The 19,722-nt window shown below is 44.7% G+C and carries 23 protein-coding genes; 13 read left to right on the top strand and 10 right to left on the bottom strand.

Annotation, left to right across the window (positions count from 1 at the left end; all coding sequences use genetic code 11):
* Together IX95_RS24685 and tal are read right to left on the bottom strand one after the other, a co-directional pair.
* Window positions 1-1,117, bottom strand: a 1,117-nt coding sequence (locus IX95_RS24685; RefSeq protein ID WP_038164803.1) for a thiamine pyrophosphate-dependent enzyme, incomplete at its 3' end; no start/stop codon positions are given.
* 83 nt (window positions 1,118-1,200) lie between these two features.
* Window positions 1,201-2,151, bottom strand: a complete 951-nt coding sequence (gene tal / locus IX95_RS24690) for a transaldolase (protein ID WP_038164805.1) — start codon at window positions 2,149-2,151, stop codon at window positions 1,201-1,203.
* A gap of 452 nt (window positions 2,152-2,603) precedes the next feature.
* Here tal and IX95_RS24695 point away from each other — a divergent pair, with 452 nt between their 5' ends.
* The gene (locus tag IX95_RS24695) at window positions 2,604-3,584 is read left to right on the top strand and encodes a sugar-binding transcriptional regulator (protein WP_006960909.1); all 981 of its coding nucleotides are present in this window, start codon (window positions 2,604-2,606) and stop codon (window positions 3,582-3,584) included.
* A 50-nt stretch (window positions 3,585-3,634) separates the two neighbouring features.
* Here IX95_RS24695 and IX95_RS24700 read toward each other — a convergent pair whose 3' ends face one another.
* Complete coding sequence (locus IX95_RS24700) at window positions 3,635-4,534, bottom strand: LysR family transcriptional regulator (RefSeq protein ID WP_038164809.1); 900 nt, start codon at window positions 4,532-4,534, stop codon at window positions 3,635-3,637.
* Window positions 4,535-4,651: 117 nt separating this feature from the next.
* Here IX95_RS24700 and IX95_RS24705 point away from each other — a divergent pair, with 117 nt between their 5' ends.
* The gene (locus IX95_RS24705) at window positions 4,652-4,942 is read left to right on the top strand and encodes an antibiotic biosynthesis monooxygenase family protein (protein WP_021458157.1); all 291 of its coding nucleotides are present in this window, start codon (window positions 4,652-4,654) and stop codon (window positions 4,940-4,942) included.
* On the top strand, window positions 4,942-5,361 hold the full coding sequence (locus IX95_RS24710; protein ID WP_038164812.1) for a RidA family protein: 420 nt from the start codon (window positions 4,942-4,944) through the stop codon (window positions 5,359-5,361). Before IX95_RS24705 ends, IX95_RS24710 begins: the two co-directional genes overlap by 1 nt.
* 63 nt (window positions 5,362-5,424) lie before the next feature.
* Here IX95_RS24710 and IX95_RS24715 read toward each other — a convergent pair whose 3' ends face one another.
* The 4 genes from IX95_RS24715 to moeA all read right to left on the bottom strand — a co-directional run bounded on the left by IX95_RS24715 (window position 5,425) and on the right by moeA (window position 8,681).
* The gene (locus IX95_RS24715) at window positions 5,425-6,252 is read right to left on the bottom strand and encodes a sulfurtransferase (protein ID WP_038164814.1); all 828 of its coding nucleotides are present in this window, start codon (window positions 6,250-6,252) and stop codon (window positions 5,425-5,427) included.
* 76 nt (window positions 6,253-6,328) lie between these two features.
* Window positions 6,329-6,649 carry a hypothetical protein gene (locus IX95_RS24720; protein ID WP_021458160.1) on the bottom strand — a complete coding sequence of 107 codons (321 nt, stop codon included), beginning with the start codon at window positions 6,647-6,649 and terminating at the stop codon, window positions 6,329-6,331.
* A 35-nt stretch (window positions 6,650-6,684) separates the two neighbouring features.
* A complete protein-coding gene (moeB, locus tag IX95_RS24725) occupies window positions 6,685-7,434 on the bottom strand; it encodes a molybdopterin-synthase adenylyltransferase MoeB (RefSeq protein ID WP_021458161.1) in 750 nt (249 codons plus the stop codon).
* An 11-nt stretch (window positions 7,435-7,445) separates the two neighbouring features.
* Window positions 7,446-8,681: a molybdopterin molybdotransferase MoeA gene (moeA, locus tag IX95_RS24730; RefSeq protein WP_038164817.1), complete on the bottom strand. Its 1,236-nt coding sequence runs from the start codon at window positions 8,679-8,681 to the stop codon at window positions 7,446-7,448.
* Window positions 8,682-8,944: 263 nt separating this feature from the next.
* Here moeA and folE point away from each other — a divergent pair, with 263 nt between their 5' ends.
* Together folE and dbpA are read left to right on the top strand one after the other, a co-directional pair.
* Complete coding sequence (gene folE, locus IX95_RS24735) at window positions 8,945-9,598, top strand: GTP cyclohydrolase I FolE (protein WP_006960922.1); 654 nt, start codon at window positions 8,945-8,947, stop codon at window positions 9,596-9,598.
* Between the two features lie 112 nt (window positions 9,599-9,710).
* Complete coding sequence (dbpA, locus tag IX95_RS24740) at window positions 9,711-11,087, top strand: ATP-dependent RNA helicase DbpA (protein ID WP_038164820.1); 1,377 nt, start codon at window positions 9,711-9,713, stop codon at window positions 11,085-11,087.
* Window positions 11,088-11,139: 52 nt separating this feature from the next.
* Here dbpA and IX95_RS24745 read toward each other — a convergent pair whose 3' ends face one another.
* The 3 genes from IX95_RS24745 to IX95_RS24755 form a co-directional block, all read right to left on the bottom strand.
* Window positions 11,140-11,877, bottom strand: a complete 738-nt coding sequence (locus IX95_RS24745) for a MipA/OmpV family protein (protein WP_038164823.1) — start codon at window positions 11,875-11,877, stop codon at window positions 11,140-11,142.
* Window positions 11,878-12,038: 161 nt separating this feature from the next.
* The gene (gene msrB / locus IX95_RS24750; protein ID WP_038164846.1) at window positions 12,039-13,175 is read right to left on the bottom strand and encodes a peptide-methionine (R)-S-oxide reductase MsrB; all 1,137 of its coding nucleotides are present in this window, start codon (window positions 13,173-13,175) and stop codon (window positions 12,039-12,041) included.
* 146 nt (window positions 13,176-13,321) lie between these two features.
* Window positions 13,322-14,527: an aromatic amino acid transport family protein gene (locus IX95_RS24755; protein ID WP_038164826.1), complete on the bottom strand. Its 1,206-nt coding sequence runs from the start codon at window positions 14,525-14,527 to the stop codon at window positions 13,322-13,324.
* 355 nt (window positions 14,528-14,882) lie between these two features.
* Between IX95_RS24755 and IX95_RS26980 the strand changes: the two genes are divergently transcribed.
* The 8 genes from IX95_RS26980 to IX95_RS26165 form a co-directional block, all read left to right on the top strand.
* On the top strand, window positions 14,883-15,005 hold the full coding sequence (locus tag IX95_RS26980; protein WP_006960927.1) for a hypothetical protein: 123 nt from the start codon (window positions 14,883-14,885) through the stop codon (window positions 15,003-15,005).
* Window positions 15,006-15,107: 102 nt separating this feature from the next.
* A complete protein-coding gene (locus tag IX95_RS24760; RefSeq protein ID WP_038164828.1) occupies window positions 15,108-15,683 on the top strand; it encodes an acyl carrier protein phosphodiesterase in 576 nt (191 codons plus the stop codon).
* 36 nt (window positions 15,684-15,719) lie between these two features.
* Window positions 15,720-16,982, top strand: coding sequence for a DEAD/DEAH box helicase (locus IX95_RS24765; RefSeq protein WP_038164831.1), 1,263 nt, complete (start codon window positions 15,720-15,722; stop codon window positions 16,980-16,982).
* 86 nt (window positions 16,983-17,068) lie between these two features.
* Complete coding sequence (locus IX95_RS24770; protein WP_235202668.1) at window positions 17,069-17,620, top strand: GNAT family N-acetyltransferase; 552 nt, start codon at window positions 17,069-17,071, stop codon at window positions 17,618-17,620.
* Between the two features lie 10 nt (window positions 17,621-17,630).
* Window positions 17,631-18,026 carry a GFA family protein gene (locus IX95_RS24775; protein ID WP_038164833.1) on the top strand — a complete coding sequence of 132 codons (396 nt, stop codon included), beginning with the start codon at window positions 17,631-17,633 and terminating at the stop codon, window positions 18,024-18,026.
* Window positions 18,027-18,045: 19 nt separating this feature from the next.
* On the top strand, window positions 18,046-18,459 hold the full coding sequence (locus IX95_RS24780) for a GFA family protein (protein WP_038164836.1): 414 nt from the start codon (window positions 18,046-18,048) through the stop codon (window positions 18,457-18,459).
* 210 nt (window positions 18,460-18,669) lie between these two features.
* Window positions 18,670-19,443 carry a substrate-binding periplasmic protein gene (locus tag IX95_RS24785; protein WP_038164838.1) on the top strand — a complete coding sequence of 258 codons (774 nt, stop codon included), beginning with the start codon at window positions 18,670-18,672 and terminating at the stop codon, window positions 19,441-19,443.
* Window positions 19,444-19,612: 169 nt separating this feature from the next.
* The coding region (locus IX95_RS26165) for a transposase (RefSeq protein ID WP_200876927.1) at window positions 19,613-19,722 on the top strand (110 nt) is incomplete at its 3' end.

Consider the following 19,722-nt stretch of genomic DNA (forward strand, 5'->3'; position numbering starts at 1 on the left):
ATTCAGGTAGCATTTGACCAAATGCTTCTAGTGCGTTTTGAGACGCTTTACGTGATGCGATGTTTGCAGGGTTTGCCTGAAGGTCAGCAATGATTTGTGTTGCTTTCTCTTCCCACTCAGCTGGCAATTCACCGTTTAGACGACGCTTAAGCTCTGCGGCTTCTGCAGGGTAAGCTGCAGCGTATGCGTCAAATTTAGCATTCCACGCCGCTTCTTTCGCTGCACCTGCTTCTTTTGCATCCCACTCAGCGTAAACGTCAGCTGGGATTTCAAAAGGACCGTGTTCCCAACCTAGCGCTTTACGAGTTGCTGCAATTTCTTCAGCGCCTAATGGTGCACCGTGACAGTCGTGTGAACCAGATTTGTTTGGAGAACCAAAACCGATGATGGTCTTAGTACAGATTAGTGTAGGGCGTGGGTCCGCTTTAGCAGCGATAATCGCTGCGTTGATCGCTTCTGGATCGTGACCGTCTACTGCAGGGATAACATGCCAGCCGTACGCTTCAAAACGCTTAGGTGTATCGTCAGAGAACCAACCTTCCACTTCACCATCAATAGAGATGCCGTTGTCATCCCAGAAAGCGATTAGTTTACCAAGGCCTAGCGTACCCGCTAGAGAACAGGCTTCGTGAGAAATACCTTCCATCAGACAGCCGTCACCCATGAATGCATAAGTGAAGTGGTCAACGATGTCGTGGCCTTCTTTGTTGAATTGTGCTGCTAGAGTTTTCTCAGCCAGCGCCATACCTACCGCGTTAGTGATGCCTTGACCTAGTGGGCCAGTCGTCGTTTCGATACCCGGTGCGTAACCGTACTCTGGGTGACCTGGTGTCTTAGAGTGCAGTTGACGGAAGTTTTTCAGGTCATCAATAGACAGCTCGTAACCCGCAAGGTGAAGCAGAGAGTAAATCAGCATTGAGCCGTGGCCATTTGATAGCACGAAACGGTCGCGGTCAGCCCATTCTGGGTTTGCTGGGTTGTGGTTTAGGTGAGAGCGCCAAAGAACTTCAGCGATGTCAGCCATACCCATAGGTGCGCCTGGGTGACCAGAGTTGGCTTGTTGTACGCCGTCCATGCTAAGGGCACGGATAGCATTAGCTAGATGTTTACGATCCATAATAAATACCGAATATTATTAAATTCTAGAAAGGAAAATTAAGAGGGGAACGCAAACGTTCCCCTTATTAAAATAATTTGAGATTAAAGCTTAGCTTCGATCATCGCTTCAAGTTTGCCTTGGTCAACAGCGAAGTTGCGGATACCTTCAGCCAGTTTCTCAACTGCCATTGCATCTTGGTTGTGATCCCATAGGAACTCAGCGTGAGTCATCGCTGCTGGACGCTCTGCTGTACCTTTAGAGTCAACTAGCTTCTCTGCTACTTCACCTTCCGCTGCTTCTAGTTCAGCAAGAAGAGCAGGAGCGATAGTTAGACGGTCACAGCCAGCAAGTTCTAGGATCTCGCCGATGTTACGGAAGCTTGCACCCATAACAACAGTGTTGTAGCCGTACTCTTTGTAGTAGTTGTAGATCTTAGATACTGATAGTACGCCTGGATCTTCTGAAGCTTCGAAGTCACGGCCTTCTTTCGCTTTGTACCAGTCCATGATACGACCAACGAATGGAGAAATTAGGAACACGCCAGCTTCAGCACAAGCACGAGCCTGAGCAAATGAGAATAGAAGGGTTAGGTTACAGTTGATGCCTTCTTTTTCTAGGATCTCAGCTGCGCGGATACCTTCCCAAGTAGAAGCTAGCTTGATTAGGATGCGGTCGTTAGTGATGCCTGCATCGTTGTACATTTTTACAAGTTGGCGAGCTTTCGCTACGCTGCCTTCCATATCGTAAGAAAGACGAGCGTCAACTTCTGTAGAAATACGACCTGGGATAGTCTTTAGGATTTCTTTACCGATGTTTACAGCAAGCATGTCGCAAGTGTCTTGTACTTGCTGAGCTTTGTCGCTGCTTTGAGATTTTGCGTATTCGATAGAAGCGTCGATAAGTGGCGCATATTCTTCGATTTGAGCTGCTTTAAGAATCAGAGAAGGGTTAGTAGTTGCGTCTTCTGGCTGGTATTTTTTAATCGCATCGATTTCACCAGTGTCTGCTACGACTGTCGTTAGTTTACGAAGTTGCTCTAATTTGTTGCTCATTTCGATCATCCTATTTAATGGGCGTTCACATCAAAACAGTTAATGTGAGTGGTGCAATTGCAAGCGAGTTAGCTAATCGTTTTTAACCCTTTCCGAGTTCATTAAATCAACTAACCGGAATAAATTTCAGCGAGAGATCATTTGTTGTGAACATTTGCTCTCTCGATGAGTAAATGATGGGTTCATATTTATCTCATCCACACAGAATGTCAATCGCTAATTAAAGGTTATGGTGATGTTCATCAAGTATTTCTCCAATTGCCTCCGCAGGCAATTTGAATTAAACGTTTGCTAAGGCATGACAAGGGTTGAGGAGAATATGAAGAGCATAATAAATAGCCTGAGAATTTGTCATGGCGATGAGCAAATGTTGCAAATGTCTATAGCGATGACATATGCTACAACACTGAGCACATGTCATAGGTATTTTCCCCTATAGGAGCCCAAGCCAAATGAGCAAGTCACAACAAGATATGTCTGATGACAGCGCTGATCTACTTACCGAAATCTCCGTTGCCTACTATCAGGACGGGGCAACCCAGGAAGAAATATCCAAGAAGTTTTCTGTGTCACGAGCGAAAGTAGGGCGAATGCTAAAGCAGGCCCGTGATGAAGGGATCGTAGAGATTACCGTTAAATATCACCCCGTATTCAGTGCCAAGATTGAGCAAAGGCTAATTGAAAGGTTTGGTGTTAAGCGTGCTTTGGTTGCGCTTGATCAGCCGAGCGAAGAACAGCAACGTTTGCAAGTGGCAGGTTTAGTATCCAAATACATGGCCAGCTCTATTCAAAATGGATCAGTTGTGACTGTCGGTCAGGGAAGGAATGTCTCAGCGGTTGCCCATCATATTGGCGTTATCCCTCAACGAGATGTGAAGTTTGTGTGTGGCATCGGCGGTATTCACCCTAGAGGAGGTATGTTTAACGCTGACCATATCTGCCGACAATTTGCGAAAAGCTATGGTGGTACATCAGAAACGCTTTACGCCCCTGCATACGCAGAAAACCCAGAACAGAAACACGCATTTATGCAGAATGCGACAGTAAAGCAAACTCTGGATCTCGCTCGTAAGGCAGATGTCGCCTTGGTCGGTATTGGCGATATGAGTGAGAACAGTTATATGGTCGACTTGGGATGGTTCACCGCAGATGAAGTGGTTCAATCACGAATGCTTCAAGGGGTCGTGGGGGACTTTGCCGGCTATGATTTCTTCGATATTCAGGGGCAGTCTGCCAAAACAGTGATGAGTGATCGTGTTATAGGTTTAAGCATTGAAGAGTTTCGACCCATTTCAGAGGTCATCGCGATTGCGGCGGAAAACAGTAAGCCATTGGCGATGCTCGGGGCGCTTAGAACAGGAGTGATTGATGTTATTGCCACCAGCGTAAGTAACGCACTCACTGTGCTTAACTTAGATGAACAAATGAAATAACCCCGAGAGAATGTTCGCAGAAAAGCACGAGCCGTGTTCTCGTGCTCTGCTTACAATTTGTCTTTGGCTTTCTCTTTTACAAAATCGATAAAAGCCCTAATTCTGGCGGGCATCTGTAAGCCGTAGTTGTGCACCGCCCAGACTGACGCCTTAAGACTCATCCCATCCGCCGTTATTCGAACCAACCTGCCTTCCTTCAAGTCGTCTTCAACGGCGAGAATAGGTAAGCACGCAATGCCCAAGCCTGAAAGTGTCATCATGCGGATTGTTGGTACGCTGTCTCCCAGACGAGTGGAGTGGAATCGATAAGTGATACTTTGTTTACCTACTGAGAATTTGCGTTCAACGTTGATACCTTCCCACTGATTAGCAATATAGTCGTAGTCAATGAGCTCGGTCGAAGTCACTGGAAGGGTAATTTTGTGCTTGTTGAGATACTCGGGAGAACAGCAAAGGACCTGCTCTAATTCGCCAATCTTGGTCGCTCGTGAACTGGAGTCGGGTAATTCACCCACTGTTATCGAAAGGTCGATGTATTTATCAATCAAGTTGAGTCGCATATCATTCGCTAATAATCGTGGCTCAATACCAGAATGGTTCTTTACAAACTCACACATCGAAGGCCCAATCAAATGAGTCATCAGCGTATGAGGTGAGGTGACAGTCACTGTGCCAGCAAGTCCGGTATTGGAGTCACGTACTTCTTCTTCCGCTAAGGACATCAGCTTTTTCATTTCAAGGCATCGTTGATAGTAACGTTGCCCAGCTTCAGTAAGAGATTGACGACGCGTTGTTCTGGTTAACAATTTTACGCCGAGATGTTGCTCTAAACCTTGAAGATGATGGCTCAGAACAGACTTGGACACGTCCAGCTTATCGGCGGCTTTGGTTATCGATCCAGATTCAACAATTTGGGCGAATACCTGCATGCGGTGTAGGTCTGATTTCATAAAATTTTATTGTTCTATTTAATCTAACTATTTGTGAAATGGTACTTTATTTATCACAAATTATAAACAATTAAACTCTCTCACGAACTCAAAAAACGAGACCAAAGGAGAGGAACAATGAGCATTCTGGTTCAATTTAAACTAAGCCACTCATCGGAAAATACTCAGGTAATCAAAGACTTTTTTACTGAGATTTTGCCAGACACAAGGACTTTTGAAGGGAATATCTCTGCCCACCTGTTTGAGAAAGTACAAGGACAGCACGAGTTAGTGTTGCTTGAAGAGTGGCAAACTCCTCAGCATTTCGATAAGTACATCGCGTGGCGCAAAGAAATAGGGGACTTTGATCAGCTTGGTACGATGTTATCGGAAGCGCCTAACATTGTGATGTTATCTAAGGAAGTCTAATGAATATTATTTGGAGCCCTGCAACGGTTCCACCGCCAGCGGCTAACTATCACCAATGTGCGATGATTCCATCAGGATCGACACGACTTCATATCGCGGGGCAATTGGGTATCAATGAGCTTAGCGAAGTGCCGGAGAGTGCTGAGGATCAGATTGTACTGGCTTGGCAAAATGTGCGTGGAGTGTTGCAAGCCAATAGAATGGACATACAGGACCTGATTAGCGTTCGGATTTACATGGTAAATCGTGAAGATCTTGAAGGTTATCAGAGAGCTAAGGAGCGCATTCCATTTGATGTCGGCGCTTTACCTACGACGTTTTTATTCGTAAATGGCCTGTTCGACAAAAACTGGAAAGTAGAGATAGAAGCTGAAGCGGCCAAACGCTTTCAAGGCAGCGACATACTTAGGCATTTTTGATTATATGTTCAGTAGAAAAAAGAAAAGGCAGCCGTTATTGGCTGCCTTTGTGTGAAACAACCTTTAGCTGATGGGTAAACTGTCGTCTGCGCCCCATTCGGTCCAAGAACCGTCATACACTGACAAGTTTTGATATCCGGAAAGTTGTGCAGCGAGAAGAACAATAGCCGCCGTCACCCCTGAACCACAGCTGAAAATGTGTTGAGATTTATTGCTATCCATTGAGCTTTCCAAAATCGACTTTAGATCGCTAGCAGGTTTGAGCTTGTGACCTTCCATCAATTCAGCGAATGGCTGACATACTGAATTTGGAATGTGGCCAGCTCGTACACCAGGTCTTGGCTCGGCGACTTCTGCATTGAAACGAGCATGAGAGCGTGCATCAACGGTTTGATTAGACGCATTCTCGATTTGGTTAAGTACGTATTGCGCATCAACAAAGAAAGAAGGGTCGAGTTTGCCGTTAAAGTTACCTTCAGTATCGGCCTTTTTGTAAGAAGTGACAGTGTCATATCCAGCTAGCTTCCACTCAGTCAGGCCGCCATTCAAGATATACACTTCTTTGTGCCCCATCGCTTTAAGCATCCACCATGCACGTGGAGAAGCAAAAGTTCCGCTGTTGTCGTAGACCACAATAATGGAATCTTGATTGAGTCCAATGCTTTTTGCTAGCTGGTTGAAGCGTTCTTCTGAAGGCATCATATGAGGAAGCGAAGCGTCAGGATCGCAAAACACAGAGTCGTAATCAAAGCGAATAGTATTTGGAATTAAGTTCTCTTTGTCTTTTTCTGGCTCTGATGGGATCTGAAATTCAATACTTGTGTCGAGTACAACCAACTTTCCCGTTTGTTGTAGTTCAGCGAGCTCTTTTGGAGTGATCAACGGTGGCATAATACTTCCTTATATAAGTTTATGAATTTTATGCAACTAATTTACAACAGGGCTGTAGAGGTCACAACAGGGACAGTTAATGTTTATTTGTATAGGTGTTGCACTGTACATAGCGATAGCTGATAGCGTCAGAAAAGAGTGCGGATTTCTTGTCAAGTTCCACGATGGAATTGGCAGGACATTCAGTTTGAGGTGGGATGCTAATCATAGTTTGGTCACCATCGCTAAATTCAATATTCAGAAAGCGTCGGTTTCCATCAAGTGACTGGGTGAGAGTTTGAGTTATTACAAGCGCTTGAACTCTAGTGGTTTGCTTTGGCTTATTGAGCGCTATCAGTCCAAGCAAGACCAGTGATAAGAGGAGCAGGGCGGCCAGAAATATTTTGGGGTTGTTCATATTAACCTTTGTACTCCTGACCGTTTATGGTGAGTTTAGCTACAAACGGGGCAATTCGGCATTTTCATCAGATTCATTTCTCGCCATGACATGGTCATCGCATCGAGGATCAAAACCTTACCTTCTTTCGCCTGTCCATAATTGGCGATAACTTTGATGGCTTCCATGGCTTGTACCGCACCGATGATGCCGACAACTGGCGCCATGACTCCGGCTTCAACACAGCTTAATGCTGCTGAGCCAAATAGCGAGCTTAAACACTGGTAGCAAGGTTGTGCTTTATCCTGATAAGTGAAGACACTGACTTGGCCTTCCATTCTGATCGCTGCACCAGAAACAAGCGGTGTTTTTAACTCATAGCAGAGGCGGTTAAGCTGATTTCGAGTCTCTACGTTATCCGATGCGTCGAGTACTAGCGTATGCTGCTCAATTTCTGTTTTTAAATACTCATCACTCAAACGTTGATCTATCGTTCGCACTTCTAGGTGAGGGTTCAGTTGTTGCAGAGATTCAGACGCAGAGAGGACTTTCTTCTTACCAACGTCAGCATCATAATGAAGTACTTGGCGTTGCAGATTAGACAGTTCGACAACGTCATCATCAATTAAGGTCAGAGAGCCGACCCCCGCTGTTGCAAGGTATTGGCTTGACGCACAGCCAAGGCCACCAGCACCAAGAATCAAAATAGAGCTTTGCTTTAGTGCTTCTTGGCCATCAAAATCAAATTGCTTCAGTATGATTTGACGGTTGTAGCGAAGCATCTCTTGATCGGAAAGGATCTCCAATGTGCTCACTCCTAATAAAGAGTTGAATTGAACAACTGGATATTCACGGTTTCACCGACTTCAACACGGCCTCGCTCACGCTCCAAGACGACAAAGCAATTTGCCAAGCTCATGGAACGAAAAGCTCCTGAACTTTGGTTTCCTGTCGTTTCTACCACAAACTTGCCATCTTCTATGGTATAAACGCCGCGTTGGTAATCTGTGCGCCCGGGCGCTTTCTTAAATGCAGTGCGAGTTGTCGCTGGAATCGATTCAGGTGCTTTCCATTCGGTGTGTCCGGCGAGCTTCGCTAACATAGGCTGAACGAGAACGTACATTGTTAACACTGCTGAAACTGGGTTACCCGGAAGTCCACAGAACCAAGCGGTCGATAACTTACCAAATGCAAATGGCTTACCCGGCTTGATGGCAAGCTTCCAGAAGCCGATTTGGCCGAGTTCTTCCAATATATCTTTGGTATAGTCGGCTTCACCGACACTCACACCACCCGATGTTACAACGACGTCTGCTAAAGTCTGCGCTTTTTCAAACGTTGCTTTTAGCTCTTCCGGGCAATCAGGAATAATACCGAGATCGACAGGTTCACAGCCGAAGTTTTCAATCAGAGGTTTTATGCCGTAACGATTACTGTCGTATATCTGGCCAGCTTCGAGAGGCTCTCCAAGAGGCTTCAGCTCATCACCTGTTGAGAAGAAGGCAACGCGAGGCTTACGAACGACAGTGACATGGCTGATACCCAAAGTGGCAATCATCGGGATATCTCTAGCGGTAAGGCGTGCCCCTTTTGGCAGCACAACATCGTCTTTGCGAATGTCATCACCTGTAGGGCGAATGTTATTCTGCGGCTTCATATCGGTCTGATTGAACTTTACGCCTTGCTCTGTCTGCTCAGTGTTTTCCTGCATGATGACGGCATCGCAGCCTTCAGGAATTTGAGCGCCAGTCATAATTCGAACGCATGTACCTTTGGGCCATTCGCCCTCAAAAGGTTGGCCTGCAAAAGATTTACCCGCCAAAGGCAGAACATTACTTTTGTTTAAGTCGGCAATACGAATAGCGTATCCGTCCATTGCTGAGTTATCAAAAGGCGGAACGAAAATAGGGGAAAGTATATCTTCAGCAAGAACATAGCCAATGGCTTCGGCAAGAGGCAGTTGTAAGGTGGTTTGGATTGGTTTAATTGGCGACAGCATTTGTTCCATCGCTTCTTCGATTGGCATCAAGCCAGGAGCATCACAGCAACCCATAATAGTGTCCTAAATCGTTATTATATTAGCTTTTAATAAAAATCACTTTATCACAGAAATCGTAGCCAGAATAATGACCACGGATAAAATATGGGTGTAATTATTCAAAAATCCGAGTATCCTTGTCAGCCATCCGAAAGGGGTAAATCCCTTTATTTACGGGTATGTTAAGTTGCTCAGTGGTGAGCCGAGAGTTTGTCTGTCGCCTCAATCAAATCAAGTGGTTGAAGTTTAAACGGCAAGGTTATGTAAGAGGAAGTGGAATGTCAGGTCTTAGCGAATCCGCGAAGTTGGTAAAAGATGCGCTAGAAAGCCGCGGTTTGGAGACACCAATGTCACCGAACCAAATCAGTCGAGAAGAGAAAAAAGAAAAGATTCAGCATCACATGCGTGAAATTCTTTCTCTGCTTGAGCTGGACCTTACCGATGACAGTCTTGAAGAAACGCCGCATCGCATTGCAAAGATGTACGTTGACGAGATTTTCTCTGGCCTTGATTACGCTAACTTCCCAAAAATTACGGTGATTGAAAACAAGATGGATGTGAGTGAAATGGTGCGCGTAAAAGGCATCACACTGACAAGCACTTGTGAGCATCACCTAGTAACGATTGATGGCCGTGCAACTGTGGCGTATATTCCTCGCGGAAAAATCATTGGCTTGTCTAAGATTAACCGCATCGTCCGTTTCTTTGCGCAGCGCCCTCAAGTGCAAGAGCGCATGACTCAACAAATTCTAGTCGCGCTACAAACTCTCTTAGAGTCTGATGATGTTGCAGTAACCATTGATGCCACACACTACTGCGTGAAATCACGTGGTGTGATGGATGCAACAAGCGAAACTACCACCACCGCGTTAGGTGGTATTTTTAAGAGCAATCCGGCTACGCGCCACGAGTTCCTACACGGAATTCGTTAGGGCGACCGATACGCTTTACGGATTATTCAAAACCGCTTCCTTGTTGAAGCGGTTTTTACATTTTAACTGCTTACGGATCCACATTCGTTAGCCATCCTTGAAGGATACACTTGTGACAACCTCATTTAAGAGCCTGAATCTTAGAAGTGAACTGATAGAGACACTGAACAGCCTTAACTACACGGAAATGACGCCGATACAACAACAGGCGTTGCCGATTGTTCTTGAAGGTAAAGATGTGATTGGGCAGGGCAAGACAGGCTCGGGTAAAACAGCGGCGTTTACACTTGGGTTACTGAGTAATTTGAACGTTAAACGCTTCCGTGTGCAGACCTTGGTGCTTTGTCCAACTCGCGAGCTTGCCGATCAGGTAGCGAAAGAGGTTCGTACACTGGCACGTGGTATTCACAACATCAAAGTTCTCACGTTGTGTGGCGGCATGCCGATGGGGCCTCAAATTGGCTCGCTAGAGCATGGCGCGCATATCTTGGTGGGTACACCTGGGCGTATTTTGGATCACCTTTCTAAAGGTCGCATCAATCTAGCTGAGATGAACACTTTGGTTCTGGATGAAGCAGATCGAATGTTGGAAATGGGCTTTGAAGAGGCTATTGACGCCATCATTGACGAAGCGCCTCAAGACAGACAAACTTTATTGTTTAGTGCGACGTTTCCGAAAAACATTGAGTCATTAGCATCTAAAGTGATGCGTGATCCTCAAATGATCAAAGTGGAATCAACGCATCAGACAACGACCATCGAGCAGCGATTCTACAAGTTAAACACAACAGAAGAGCGTGATGATGCTCTGGAAGCTTTATTACTGACACATAAACCTGAGTCGTCAGTTGTGTTCTGTAACACCAAGAAAGAAGTCCAGAAGGTGACCGATGAGCTAAGCCATCGTGGGTTTAGCGTTGTTGAACTTCATGGTGATATGGAGCAGCGTGAACGCGAACAGGCATTGACCATGTTTTCTAACAAAAGTGTTTCAATTCTAGTTGCGACCGACGTTGCAGCGCGTGGCCTTGATGTTGATAACCTTGATGCTGTGTTCAATTTTGAATTGTCACGCGACCCTGAAGTGCATGTCCATCGAATTGGCCGTACTGGTCGAGCAGGTTCTAAAGGTGTTGCGTTTAGCTTCTACAGTGAGAAAGAAGAATATCGTGTCGCACGTATTGATGAATACATGGATATCGCGATCTCTCCAGCTGTGCTACCAGAAAAACCACTTGAGAGACCTTTCTACCCTAAAATGCAGACGATTCAGATCCTTGGTGGTAAGAAGCAGAAAGTTCGTGCTGGAGACATATTAGGTACTCTGACGAAACAGGCTGGACTGGATGGGAAGAAAATCGGCAAGATCAACATTCTTCCAATGGTCTCTTATGTGGCTGTTGAACACGAGATTGTAAAGCCCGCATTGAAGCAGCTTCAAAACGGTAAAATGAAAGGGCGCAACTTTAAAGCTCGTGTAATGAAGTAACGTTTTCACTAAATCTTTTTAAAGCCTCCGCACCGGAGGCTTTTTTCGTTTGCTACTCTGTAAATTTGTAAGTAACCCCAAGGCTTACAGACCAGCCGAGATCTCTTTGAATTAACGGGCTGTCCGAGTCATGATGTTCCAACTCAAACTTTACGAGCGTTAACCAATCTGGAGTTATGGTGTAGATGCCAATCAGACCTGTTTGATAAACCCAACTGCTACCAGAGCTGTATGTGTTCAGACCTGACGCAGCGGATTCTTGAGCTGATATATCATAGAGATGCTGCGAGAGCTTTTTATCGCGAAAATCGACTTCAACGTAAGGCGTTAGCGTAAATTGCTCAAAAGGGAGATCAAGGGTTCGCCCTAAATGCAGTTGAATTTCGTATCCATCATGTTCGTTAGTTACATCATGTAAGTAAGTGAGCCGCGCGCCGACGGTACCTATGGTTATACCTAGGTCACCGTTACCATCGCGTTCGTCTATCCCGTTGGGAATATCATCAAAATCATCCGAAACTTCAGCGAATCGCCACTGACCTGAAATCCCTAAATACGGGAGAACAGAGATGTTCACTAGGCTACCATCAACGAATCCGTACTCGCCGTTGTAAAAAAGGTTGGGTTCAAGGGAAAGTGAGCCACCACCATTGTCAGAATAAACTGACTGGCCATAGGCGCCACTCGCGCCGATAAAGCCGAAATCATAATATTGTTCTTGGGCTGATGTGCTAAAAGCGGTTAATGCTGCACATGCGGCAAGTAGGGTGGTCGTTTGCTGTAAGTTCATAAAGGTTCTCCTTATCCACTCAAAAGAAGAACGAACTTTTGATGATTGCGTTGCAGCAACGATTAGAGAAAAAGCGCATAAGATATGCATTTAGTGGCGACATAAGAAAGAAAAGCCAACCCTTTGTTTAGGTTGGCTTTGGTCTCGACTGTTTGGATGGATTAACTGTCGAATAGATACATGTACTCACCGTAGCCTTGTTCTTCCAGTTCCTCGACCGGAATGAACTTCATGGCGGCTGAATTCATGCAATAGCGCAGGCCCGTTGGTGCGGGACCATCTTTAAAAACGTGGCCCAAGTGAGAGTCAGCAAATCGACTTCTAACTTCTGTTCTTGGGTAGACCAAATGGAAATCCGTTTTAGTAACGATGTACGCCTCATTAATAGGTTTGGTAAAACTAGGCCATCCTGTCCCCGACTTGTACTTATCAGTAGAAGAAAACAGAGGCTCACCCGAAACAATATCTACGTAAATGCCGTGTTGTTTGTTATCCCAATACTCGTTGCTGAAAGCTCGTTCGGTTCCTTCTTCCTGAGTAACATAATACTGGAGATCCGTTAACTTAGCTTTAATCTGTTTTTCAGAAGGCTTGCTGTAAGGTTTTACGTTTGAAACGGCCTTGTGATCATCAATCAGCTGGCGCAGTGTCTTAGGATTCTTTTCTCGATCATCACCAAAAATGTCATCCAGGTACTGATCGCGGCCTGATGCGTAACGATAGTAGTTGTAACGGATCTTGTTACGTTTGTAGTAATCCTGATGATAGTTCTCTGCTGGCCAGAACTTGGTGAACTGAATCAGCTCGGTTTTGAGCGGCTTTTTGAAAATTCCAAGCGCTTCGATTTCTGCCATAAAGTTTTCTGCGATCTGCTTTTGCTCATCGTTATGGTAGAAAATTGCAGGGCGGTACTGAGGACCACGGTCAACAAAGGATCCTTTGTTGTCTGTTGGGTCTATATGACGGAAGAATTGGTCAAGAACTTGTTCGTAACTCACGGCTTCTGGGTCATATTTTACTTCGATCACTTCAATATGACCGGACTTACCAGATGAGACCTGCTTGTAGGTCGGGTTTTCTAGCTCGCCACCGGCATAACCAGAAACGACATCGATAACACCATGTAGTTTTTCCAAATCGGATTCTGTACACCAGAAGCAGCCACCCGCTAATGTAGCGACCTGGTAGTCGCCGTAAGCCGAGCTTCTTGTTACGTCGCTATTTGCTGTGCCAAAAAACGACGCTAGTACAGCTGTTAGGGCAATAGCGGAAAACACTATCTTCGACTTCACTTTCATATCAACCTCTTCGATTGCTTTGTCTTTGATTAATAAGAAAGGCAAGTCGTAGGAAAAATTGCATTAGATCTCATTTTTCTAGAGATTTTTGGTTTAGAAAGCAAAAAGGGCAGCTTTCAAGCTGCCCTTTAAGTGAAGAAGTGAAATTAGCCTAGTGACGGCAAAACGCCCATAGTGATGAGCAGCTGGGCCGCGATGATTACAAAGCCAACTGTACCGCTGATCATCAAGCCTGCTGTACCACCAAACACTTGATAGCCACTTTGAGTATCCTCAGCAACACGCGCTTTCTTCACCATCATAATAGGCAGGAATATGGCGAGAATCGCTAGTGCAATCGCTGCGTATCCCAGAGCCATAATAAAGCCTTGTGGGTAGAACAGCGCGAAGCCCATTGGCGGGACAAAGGTAATAGCACCAACGACGATGCGACTGGAAGCGGCTTTCTTCTTGTTGCAGCTATCGCCTAGGAATTCAAACAAACCCAAACTCACGCCTAAGAAAGAAGTCAGCAGTGCTAAGTCAGCAAAAACACCGATTGTCTGACCAAGGCCTGACTGGTGAACTTTGGTCGACAGCGTTGAAATCAGCCCGCTTAGACCTTGGTTATCGACCAACGCATCTTGGCTTACCACTCCAAGGGTTACAATTTGCCAGAAAACGTAAATGATCAAAGGAATAGAAGAGCCCACTATAATGGCTTTACGCAGCGAAGGTGTATTGCCATCTAGGTAGTTCACGATAGCTGGGATACTGCCGTGGAATCCGAAAGACGTAAAGATGACAGGAATAGCTGCGACGACAAGGCCTTGTTCAACAGGCATGCTCAGCAGGTACGACTCAGTCACATTCGGTGCAAGGAACGTTAGAACCATCGCCATCGCGATAAGTTTGATAGTGAATAGTACACGATTCACTTTATCGACCGTACCAGTGCCGATGGTCACCACAGCGGCTACAACTATCGTAAAGATGACTGTTGAGGTCATTCCCGAGATTTCGACACCAGTAAATTGCGAAATGCGTTCACCGAACTGTGCACCACCGCCTGCGATGTACGCAGCACAAAGTGAGTAGAACAAAAACAACATAGAAAAGCTGGCAACCCATTTGCCTTTTTGCCCTAGAAATTGATTGGCGAGAGTATGCAATGTTGCACTCGCGTCTGCATGTTGGTGGAGTTCAATCATCAGTAGAGCGGTATAAGCCATTAGTGCCCAAAGCGCGACCATGATGATGAGTGAAGTAGTGAAGCCAATTCCGGCAGAAGCAAGAGGTAGAGCGAGCATACCTGCACCGATAGTAGTGCCGGCGATGATCAAAGTACTACCCAGAACCTTTGATTTAGTCATGTATATATTTCTTTACGGTATTTGTTTGATTTGGATTTTAAAGCTGGAATAAATGCATATTCCAATACACAAAATCTACTTTTGGGGCATTTTGTGGAATTAAAATGATAATTTCAAGCTAATTGTACATATAAATAACCATTGGTGTATTTATTTGTTTACGGTAAGTCCGATTTTAGACGAGATTCAGTAATGCAAACGTTTACTTGCGATAAAAATCATATCGCATTGATTATTTACTTTGTTCTTTCAAAAAACTGTCATATAAGTGGTTTAAAAAGGAGCAATAGACCTTATATTCATGTTGAGACTTGAAAACAGGTCTATAAAGTTGTTTGTAATTAAGGAGGTCAGAATGAGTGACCAAACATTGAACGAAGAATGCCTTGAATTGCTAGATGCTATGGAGATTGGTTTTGAACTGTCAGATTATGAACAGTCAATCGAAGAGCTAGCAGAAGAAATCTTCAATAAATAATCGTTCGTTGAAATCAACATTCATGTTGATACCAGAAAGAGCCAGTGCAAATGCGCTGGCTTTGTGCTTTTATGAAACTAATGTTTTGTACTAGTTAGCACTATGAATTACCTCGCCCACCTTCACATAGCACAACACTGCGAATCGAGCATGTTGGGAAATTTACTCGGGGACTTTGTAAAAGGTAACCCTGAACACCAATATTCAGCCGATATTGTCCAAGGAATAAAGCTGCATCGGTTTGTCGACAGTACGATCGACAGCCATGCACTTATGTTACAAGCCAGAGAATACTTTCCCGGAAAGAGTCGGCGTTTTTCAGGAATAGCATTGGATATGTTCTGGGATCACTGTCTGGCGTCTGAGTGGCGAAAGTACCATGCCACTAGCTTGCGAGATTTTTGTCTTGATGCCGAAAGTAAAGTCCTTGCTGAATACCCAGAAACACTTCCCGAGCGTTTTACGGCTGTCAGCGGGGCGATGTGGAAAGGTCGGTGGCTGGAATCTTATAAGGAAATTGAGAATATCGAGTACGCGCTGCAAAGAATATCGACTCGTTCGCCCAGAATGGGGGAGCTATCGCGTTGTTTTTACACGTTAGAGCAGCGTTATCAACCATTGAAAGAAATATTCCATACCTTGTACCCAGAGATACTAAACGCTGCGAAAAGATTCTGATAGAATCGGCGACCCTGTTTCATTCGGAAAGTTACCATGTCTTCATTTCAACATCTGGGCCTGTCTCAAGCACTTGCATCTACTGTAGAAAAATTAGGTTTTGACACGCCAACGCCTATTCAGGAGCAAGCCATTCCTCACGTACTTGAAGGAAAAGATGTGCTGGCGGGAGCTCAGACAGGAACAGGGAAAACTGCTGCCTTTGGCTTGCCACTACTCAACAAGCTACTTGATCAGGAAACGTCGAGAGATCCTCAATCGAATGACGTCTTAGCCTTGGTGGTTGTTCCTACACGTGAGTTGGCGCAGCAAGTTTTTGACAGCTTAGCGGCTTATGCAAGTGCGACTGAGATTAAAATTGTGACCGCTTATGGCGGTACCAGTATGAATGTTCAGACGCAAAACCTGAGACAGGGCTGTGATGTATTGATCGCCACACCAGGACGTTTACTGGACCACCTCTACTGTAAAAACATCAATCTTAGAAAAACCAGCTACTTGGTACTGGATGAAGCCGATCGCATGTTAGATATGGGATTCATGCCAGATATCCAACGCATATTAAAAAAGCTCAACCCTGAGCGTCAGACTCTATTTTTCTCGGCGACATTTGATAAGCGTATTAAGACTATTGCTCATAAATTGATGAATGAGCCAGTGGAGGTTCAAGTAACGCCATCAAATAGTACGGCTGAGACGGTTAAACAGATGGTTTATCCAGTCGACAAAAAGCGTAAAGCCGAACTTCTCGCCTATTTAATTGGTTCAAGAAACTGGCAACAGGTACTCGTGTTTACGAAGACTAAGCAGGGCAGTGATGCGCTTGCAAAAGAGCTTAAACTTGACGGAATTAAAGCTGCGTCGATCAATGGGGATAAAAGCCAGGGCGCTCGTCAGAAAGCATTAGATGATTTTAAAACGGGCGCGATTAGGGCGTTAATTGCAACCGATGTCGCGGCTAGAGGGTTAGATATTAATCAGCTAGAGCAAGTGGTTAACTTTGATATGCCTTACAAAGCCGAAGACTATGTTCATCGTATTGGTCGTACTGGCCGAGCTGGTCAGGAAGGTCTGGCGGTATCGCTGATGAGTAAAGACGAAGAATACTTGCTTGAAGCGATAGAGCGGCTTCTTGATGCGCGTTTACCACAAGAGTGGCTACAGGGCTTTGAACCAAGTATTGAAGAGCCAACTGAAAATGAACGCGAGCGTGGTGGAAGACGAAAAAGCCGCTCTTCGGAAAAACGAAAGATGAAAGCAAAGCTCAAGATTCATGCGAATAGAGGCAAGAAGAAGTAGTTAGCCAAATTATTAAGAGCCGCAGAGATGCGGCTTTTTTATGCATGATTAACAAATCATCAATATAAACATAGGATTAACTGTTTTTGAGCGATATATTGATCGCGGGCATTATTCATAAAGGACTTGATATGCAGCTTGAGCTACTCAAAGAAGGTGATGTTGAGAAACTTCTTGAGTTTGAGATTCAAAACAGAGAATGGTTTGAAGCCAATATTCCCCCGCGTGAGACAGATTTCTATTCACTCGAAGGTGTAAAAGAACACATTCAGGTATTCCTACTGGAGTTTGCCGCGAAAACTTTGGTTCCAATGTTAATCGTTGACGAGAGCGGATCCATTCTTGGCCGCGTAAATGTATCTAACATTAGCCGTCGCAGGAAAATTGCTCATATTGGCTATCGAGTTGGGAAGTCCTTCACCAACCGTGGTGTTGCGAAGTTTGCCGTCTCCAACATTATTCGAGTTGTTGAAAAAATGGGCGTTGAAAAGTTGGTGGCTTACGCATCCACTGAAAACTTGGCGTCACAGAAGGTATTAACTGCTAACGGATTTCGGCCAATGAAGGTAGTAAACAATTACGCGGAAATGCACGGAAAGCCGATTGACTGTATTGAGTATCAATTACGAATCAATTGAGGAGCAATGGATGATTAAGCAAGTAGGTACTACACAAATCAAAGAATACCACAAGGCAACTTGCCACTGTGGAAGTGTTGAATTGGAGCTGCACCTTCCACAAGGGATCGATAAACCCAGGCGGTGCGACTGTTCGATTTGCCGAAGAAAAGGTGCTATTGTCGCTTCGGTAAAACTGGATGGAATTCGCATACTTAAAGGCCAAGAGTTGCTTAAGCTTTACCAATTTAATACAGGAACGGCTAAGCACTACTTTTGCTCTGAATGCGGTATTTACACGCACCACCAACGACGTTCAGACCCAACTGAATATGGCTACAATATAGGGTGTTTAGAAGGGGTAAACCCCTTTGATTTGGGTGACGTTGTCACTAATGATGGTGTCAATCATCCAGCAGATCGTTGAGTCTCAGTAAGGAGTTATCATGGAATTTCCAATCAAAGCGTCTTGCCAGTGTGGGCAGCTTTCCTATCAACTCAAAGCTGCACCTTTAAAAGTCATTGCATGCCACTGTCAAGAATGTCAGAAATTGTCGACTAGCCCGTATAGCGTAACAGCTATTGTTAAGACTGAAGATATTGAATTTCAGGGGAAGTTGAATGAGTGGCAGCGTATAGCGGAAAGTGGCAATAAAAACTTTGCTAAATTCTGTGGTGACTGTGGCAACCGTGTTTATCATTACAATCCAGATGACACGGCAACTATTAAGCTTAAACTTAAGCCAGCAGGGGTAGAGTATAGCGCCCTCTTTGAGCCACAAATGCATGTTTGGTTAAGCGAGAAGCAAAGCTGGGTCAAAATACCAAAAGACATCCCATGCTTTGATAAGCAACCTTAAGAAGAGGAGCCTGTAGGCTCCTTTTTTGTTGCGAAACACTTGGCTTTTTATATTGATTATAAAGTCATTAAAAGCAAAGGGTTGGGTTGCTTTTTTGAACCGGAAGCCTTTTCTGCCTAGCTTCAGCCGCCTTGACTTAGTCATTTCATGCACTATTACTTACCGATAGCACCACGTAATGCTGATGGAACAGTATTTGGAGTTATCACTATGAAAAAAACCTTAACTTTGCTTTGTGCGGTTATGGCCTCGACTTCGGTCTTTGCAGCAAGCGATGTCACTGTTTACGGTGACGATTCATACCCTCCTTATTCCTACGTTGAAAGCGGTAGGGTAACGGGGATTTACACCGTTATCTTGGAACGTATTTTTTCTAAAATGCCAGACTACAGTGTGACCATCAAAGGAGTACCTTGGAAACGAGGCTTGTCCGAAGTAGAAGGCGGTAAAATTTTTGCCCTTTATCCACCGTATAAACGCCCTGATCAACGTCCTTACATGGAATACGACATGCCAATACTCGATGAAAAACTGGTTGTGGTTTGTCAGAAGTCAGTATTAAGTAGCCCAAAACCTAATTGGCCTGGTGACTACATGGGCTTAACGATAGGTAACAATGCTGGGTTTTCTGCAGGTGGCGATGAGTTCAGAGCGGCAGTCAAAGCCGGAAAGATCAAACTGAATGAAACGAAAGGCACACCTAAAAATCTGCTCAAATTGATCGCTGGGCGTGTTGACTGTTACATGAATGATGCTCTTTCCATTCAATGGGAGCTTAAAAAGCTTCAAAATGAAGGCAAGTACGATGGTCAAAGCGTTGTAGAGGGTGCCACCATCAGTTCAGAGCAGGGTTTCTTAGGCTTTGCGACCAATGGCGGAAAATTCCCATTTAAAGATGATTTCAAAGCGCAATATCATAAAGTTTTGTCTGAAATGAAAGAGAGCGGAGAAGTTGATCAGATAGTGAACGACTTTATTAAATAAGTGACTATTGACATAATAATAAAACGGAAGCAACAAGCTTCCGTTTTTCTTTTCTAGCCCTAAACCACCTTCTTTAGAAGGTGGTGATCGTTCTTTTGGGCTTTGCCCGAAGAACGCTCATGTTCAAGATGTCCTCGTTTGCAACCAACAAATGAAGGAAATAACGAACATGAGCAGATATGAATCCGCTTCACACGTTTATCATCGGTGCCAATATCATATTGTTTGGACACCTAAATATCGACTAAAGATTCTGAAAGGAAATTTAGGCAAAGAGCT

It is taken from the genome of Vibrio sp. B183 (assembly GCF_000740665.1).
Lineage (GTDB): Bacteria > Pseudomonadota > Gammaproteobacteria > Enterobacterales > Vibrionaceae > Vibrio > Vibrio coralliilyticus.

Coding starts and splice junctions, on each gene's coding strand:
- IX95_RS24720 (WP_021458160.1), bottom strand. CDS start 6,649: ATGAACAACCCCAAAATATTTCTGGCCGCCCTGCTCCTCTTATCACTG.
- moeA (WP_038164817.1), bottom strand. CDS start 8,681: ATGGGTTGCTGTGATGCTCCTGGCTTGATGCCAATCGAAGAAGCGATG.
- msrB (WP_038164846.1), bottom strand. CDS start 13,175: ATGAAAGTGAAGTCGAAGATAGTGTTTTCCGCTATTGCCCTAACAGCT.
- IX95_RS24760 (WP_038164828.1), top strand. CDS start 15,108: ATGAATTACCTCGCCCACCTTCACATAGCACAACACTGCGAATCGAGC.
- IX95_RS24785 (WP_038164838.1), top strand. CDS start 18,670: ATGAAAAAAACCTTAACTTTGCTTTGTGCGGTTATGGCCTCGACTTCG.
- IX95_RS24755 (WP_038164826.1), bottom strand. CDS start 14,527: ATGACTAAATCAAAGGTTCTGGGTAGTACTTTGATCATCGCCGGCACT.
- IX95_RS24710 (WP_038164812.1), top strand. CDS start 4,942: ATGAATATTATTTGGAGCCCTGCAACGGTTCCACCGCCAGCGGCTAAC.
- IX95_RS24775 (WP_038164833.1), top strand. CDS start 17,631: ATGATTAAGCAAGTAGGTACTACACAAATCAAAGAATACCACAAGGCA.
- IX95_RS26980 (WP_006960927.1), top strand. CDS start 14,883: ATGAGTGACCAAACATTGAACGAAGAATGCCTTGAATTGCTAGATGCT.
- tal (WP_038164805.1), bottom strand. CDS start 2,151: ATGAGCAACAAATTAGAGCAACTTCGTAAACTAACGACAGTCGTAGCA.
- IX95_RS24705 (WP_021458157.1), top strand. CDS start 4,652: ATGAGCATTCTGGTTCAATTTAAACTAAGCCACTCATCGGAAAATACT.
- IX95_RS24765 (WP_038164831.1), top strand. CDS start 15,720: ATGTCTTCATTTCAACATCTGGGCCTGTCTCAAGCACTTGCATCTACT.
- folE (WP_006960922.1), top strand. CDS start 8,945: ATGTCAGGTCTTAGCGAATCCGCGAAGTTGGTAAAAGATGCGCTAGAA.
- IX95_RS24745 (WP_038164823.1), bottom strand. CDS start 11,877: ATGAACTTACAGCAAACGACCACCCTACTTGCCGCATGTGCAGCATTA.
- IX95_RS24695 (WP_006960909.1), top strand. CDS start 2,604: ATGAGCAAGTCACAACAAGATATGTCTGATGACAGCGCTGATCTACTT.
- IX95_RS24700 (WP_038164809.1), bottom strand. CDS start 4,534: ATGAAATCAGACCTACACCGCATGCAGGTATTCGCCCAAATTGTTGAA.
- IX95_RS24715 (WP_038164814.1), bottom strand. CDS start 6,252: ATGCCACCGTTGATCACTCCAAAAGAGCTCGCTGAACTACAACAAACG.
- IX95_RS24780 (WP_038164836.1), top strand. CDS start 18,046: ATGGAATTTCCAATCAAAGCGTCTTGCCAGTGTGGGCAGCTTTCCTAT.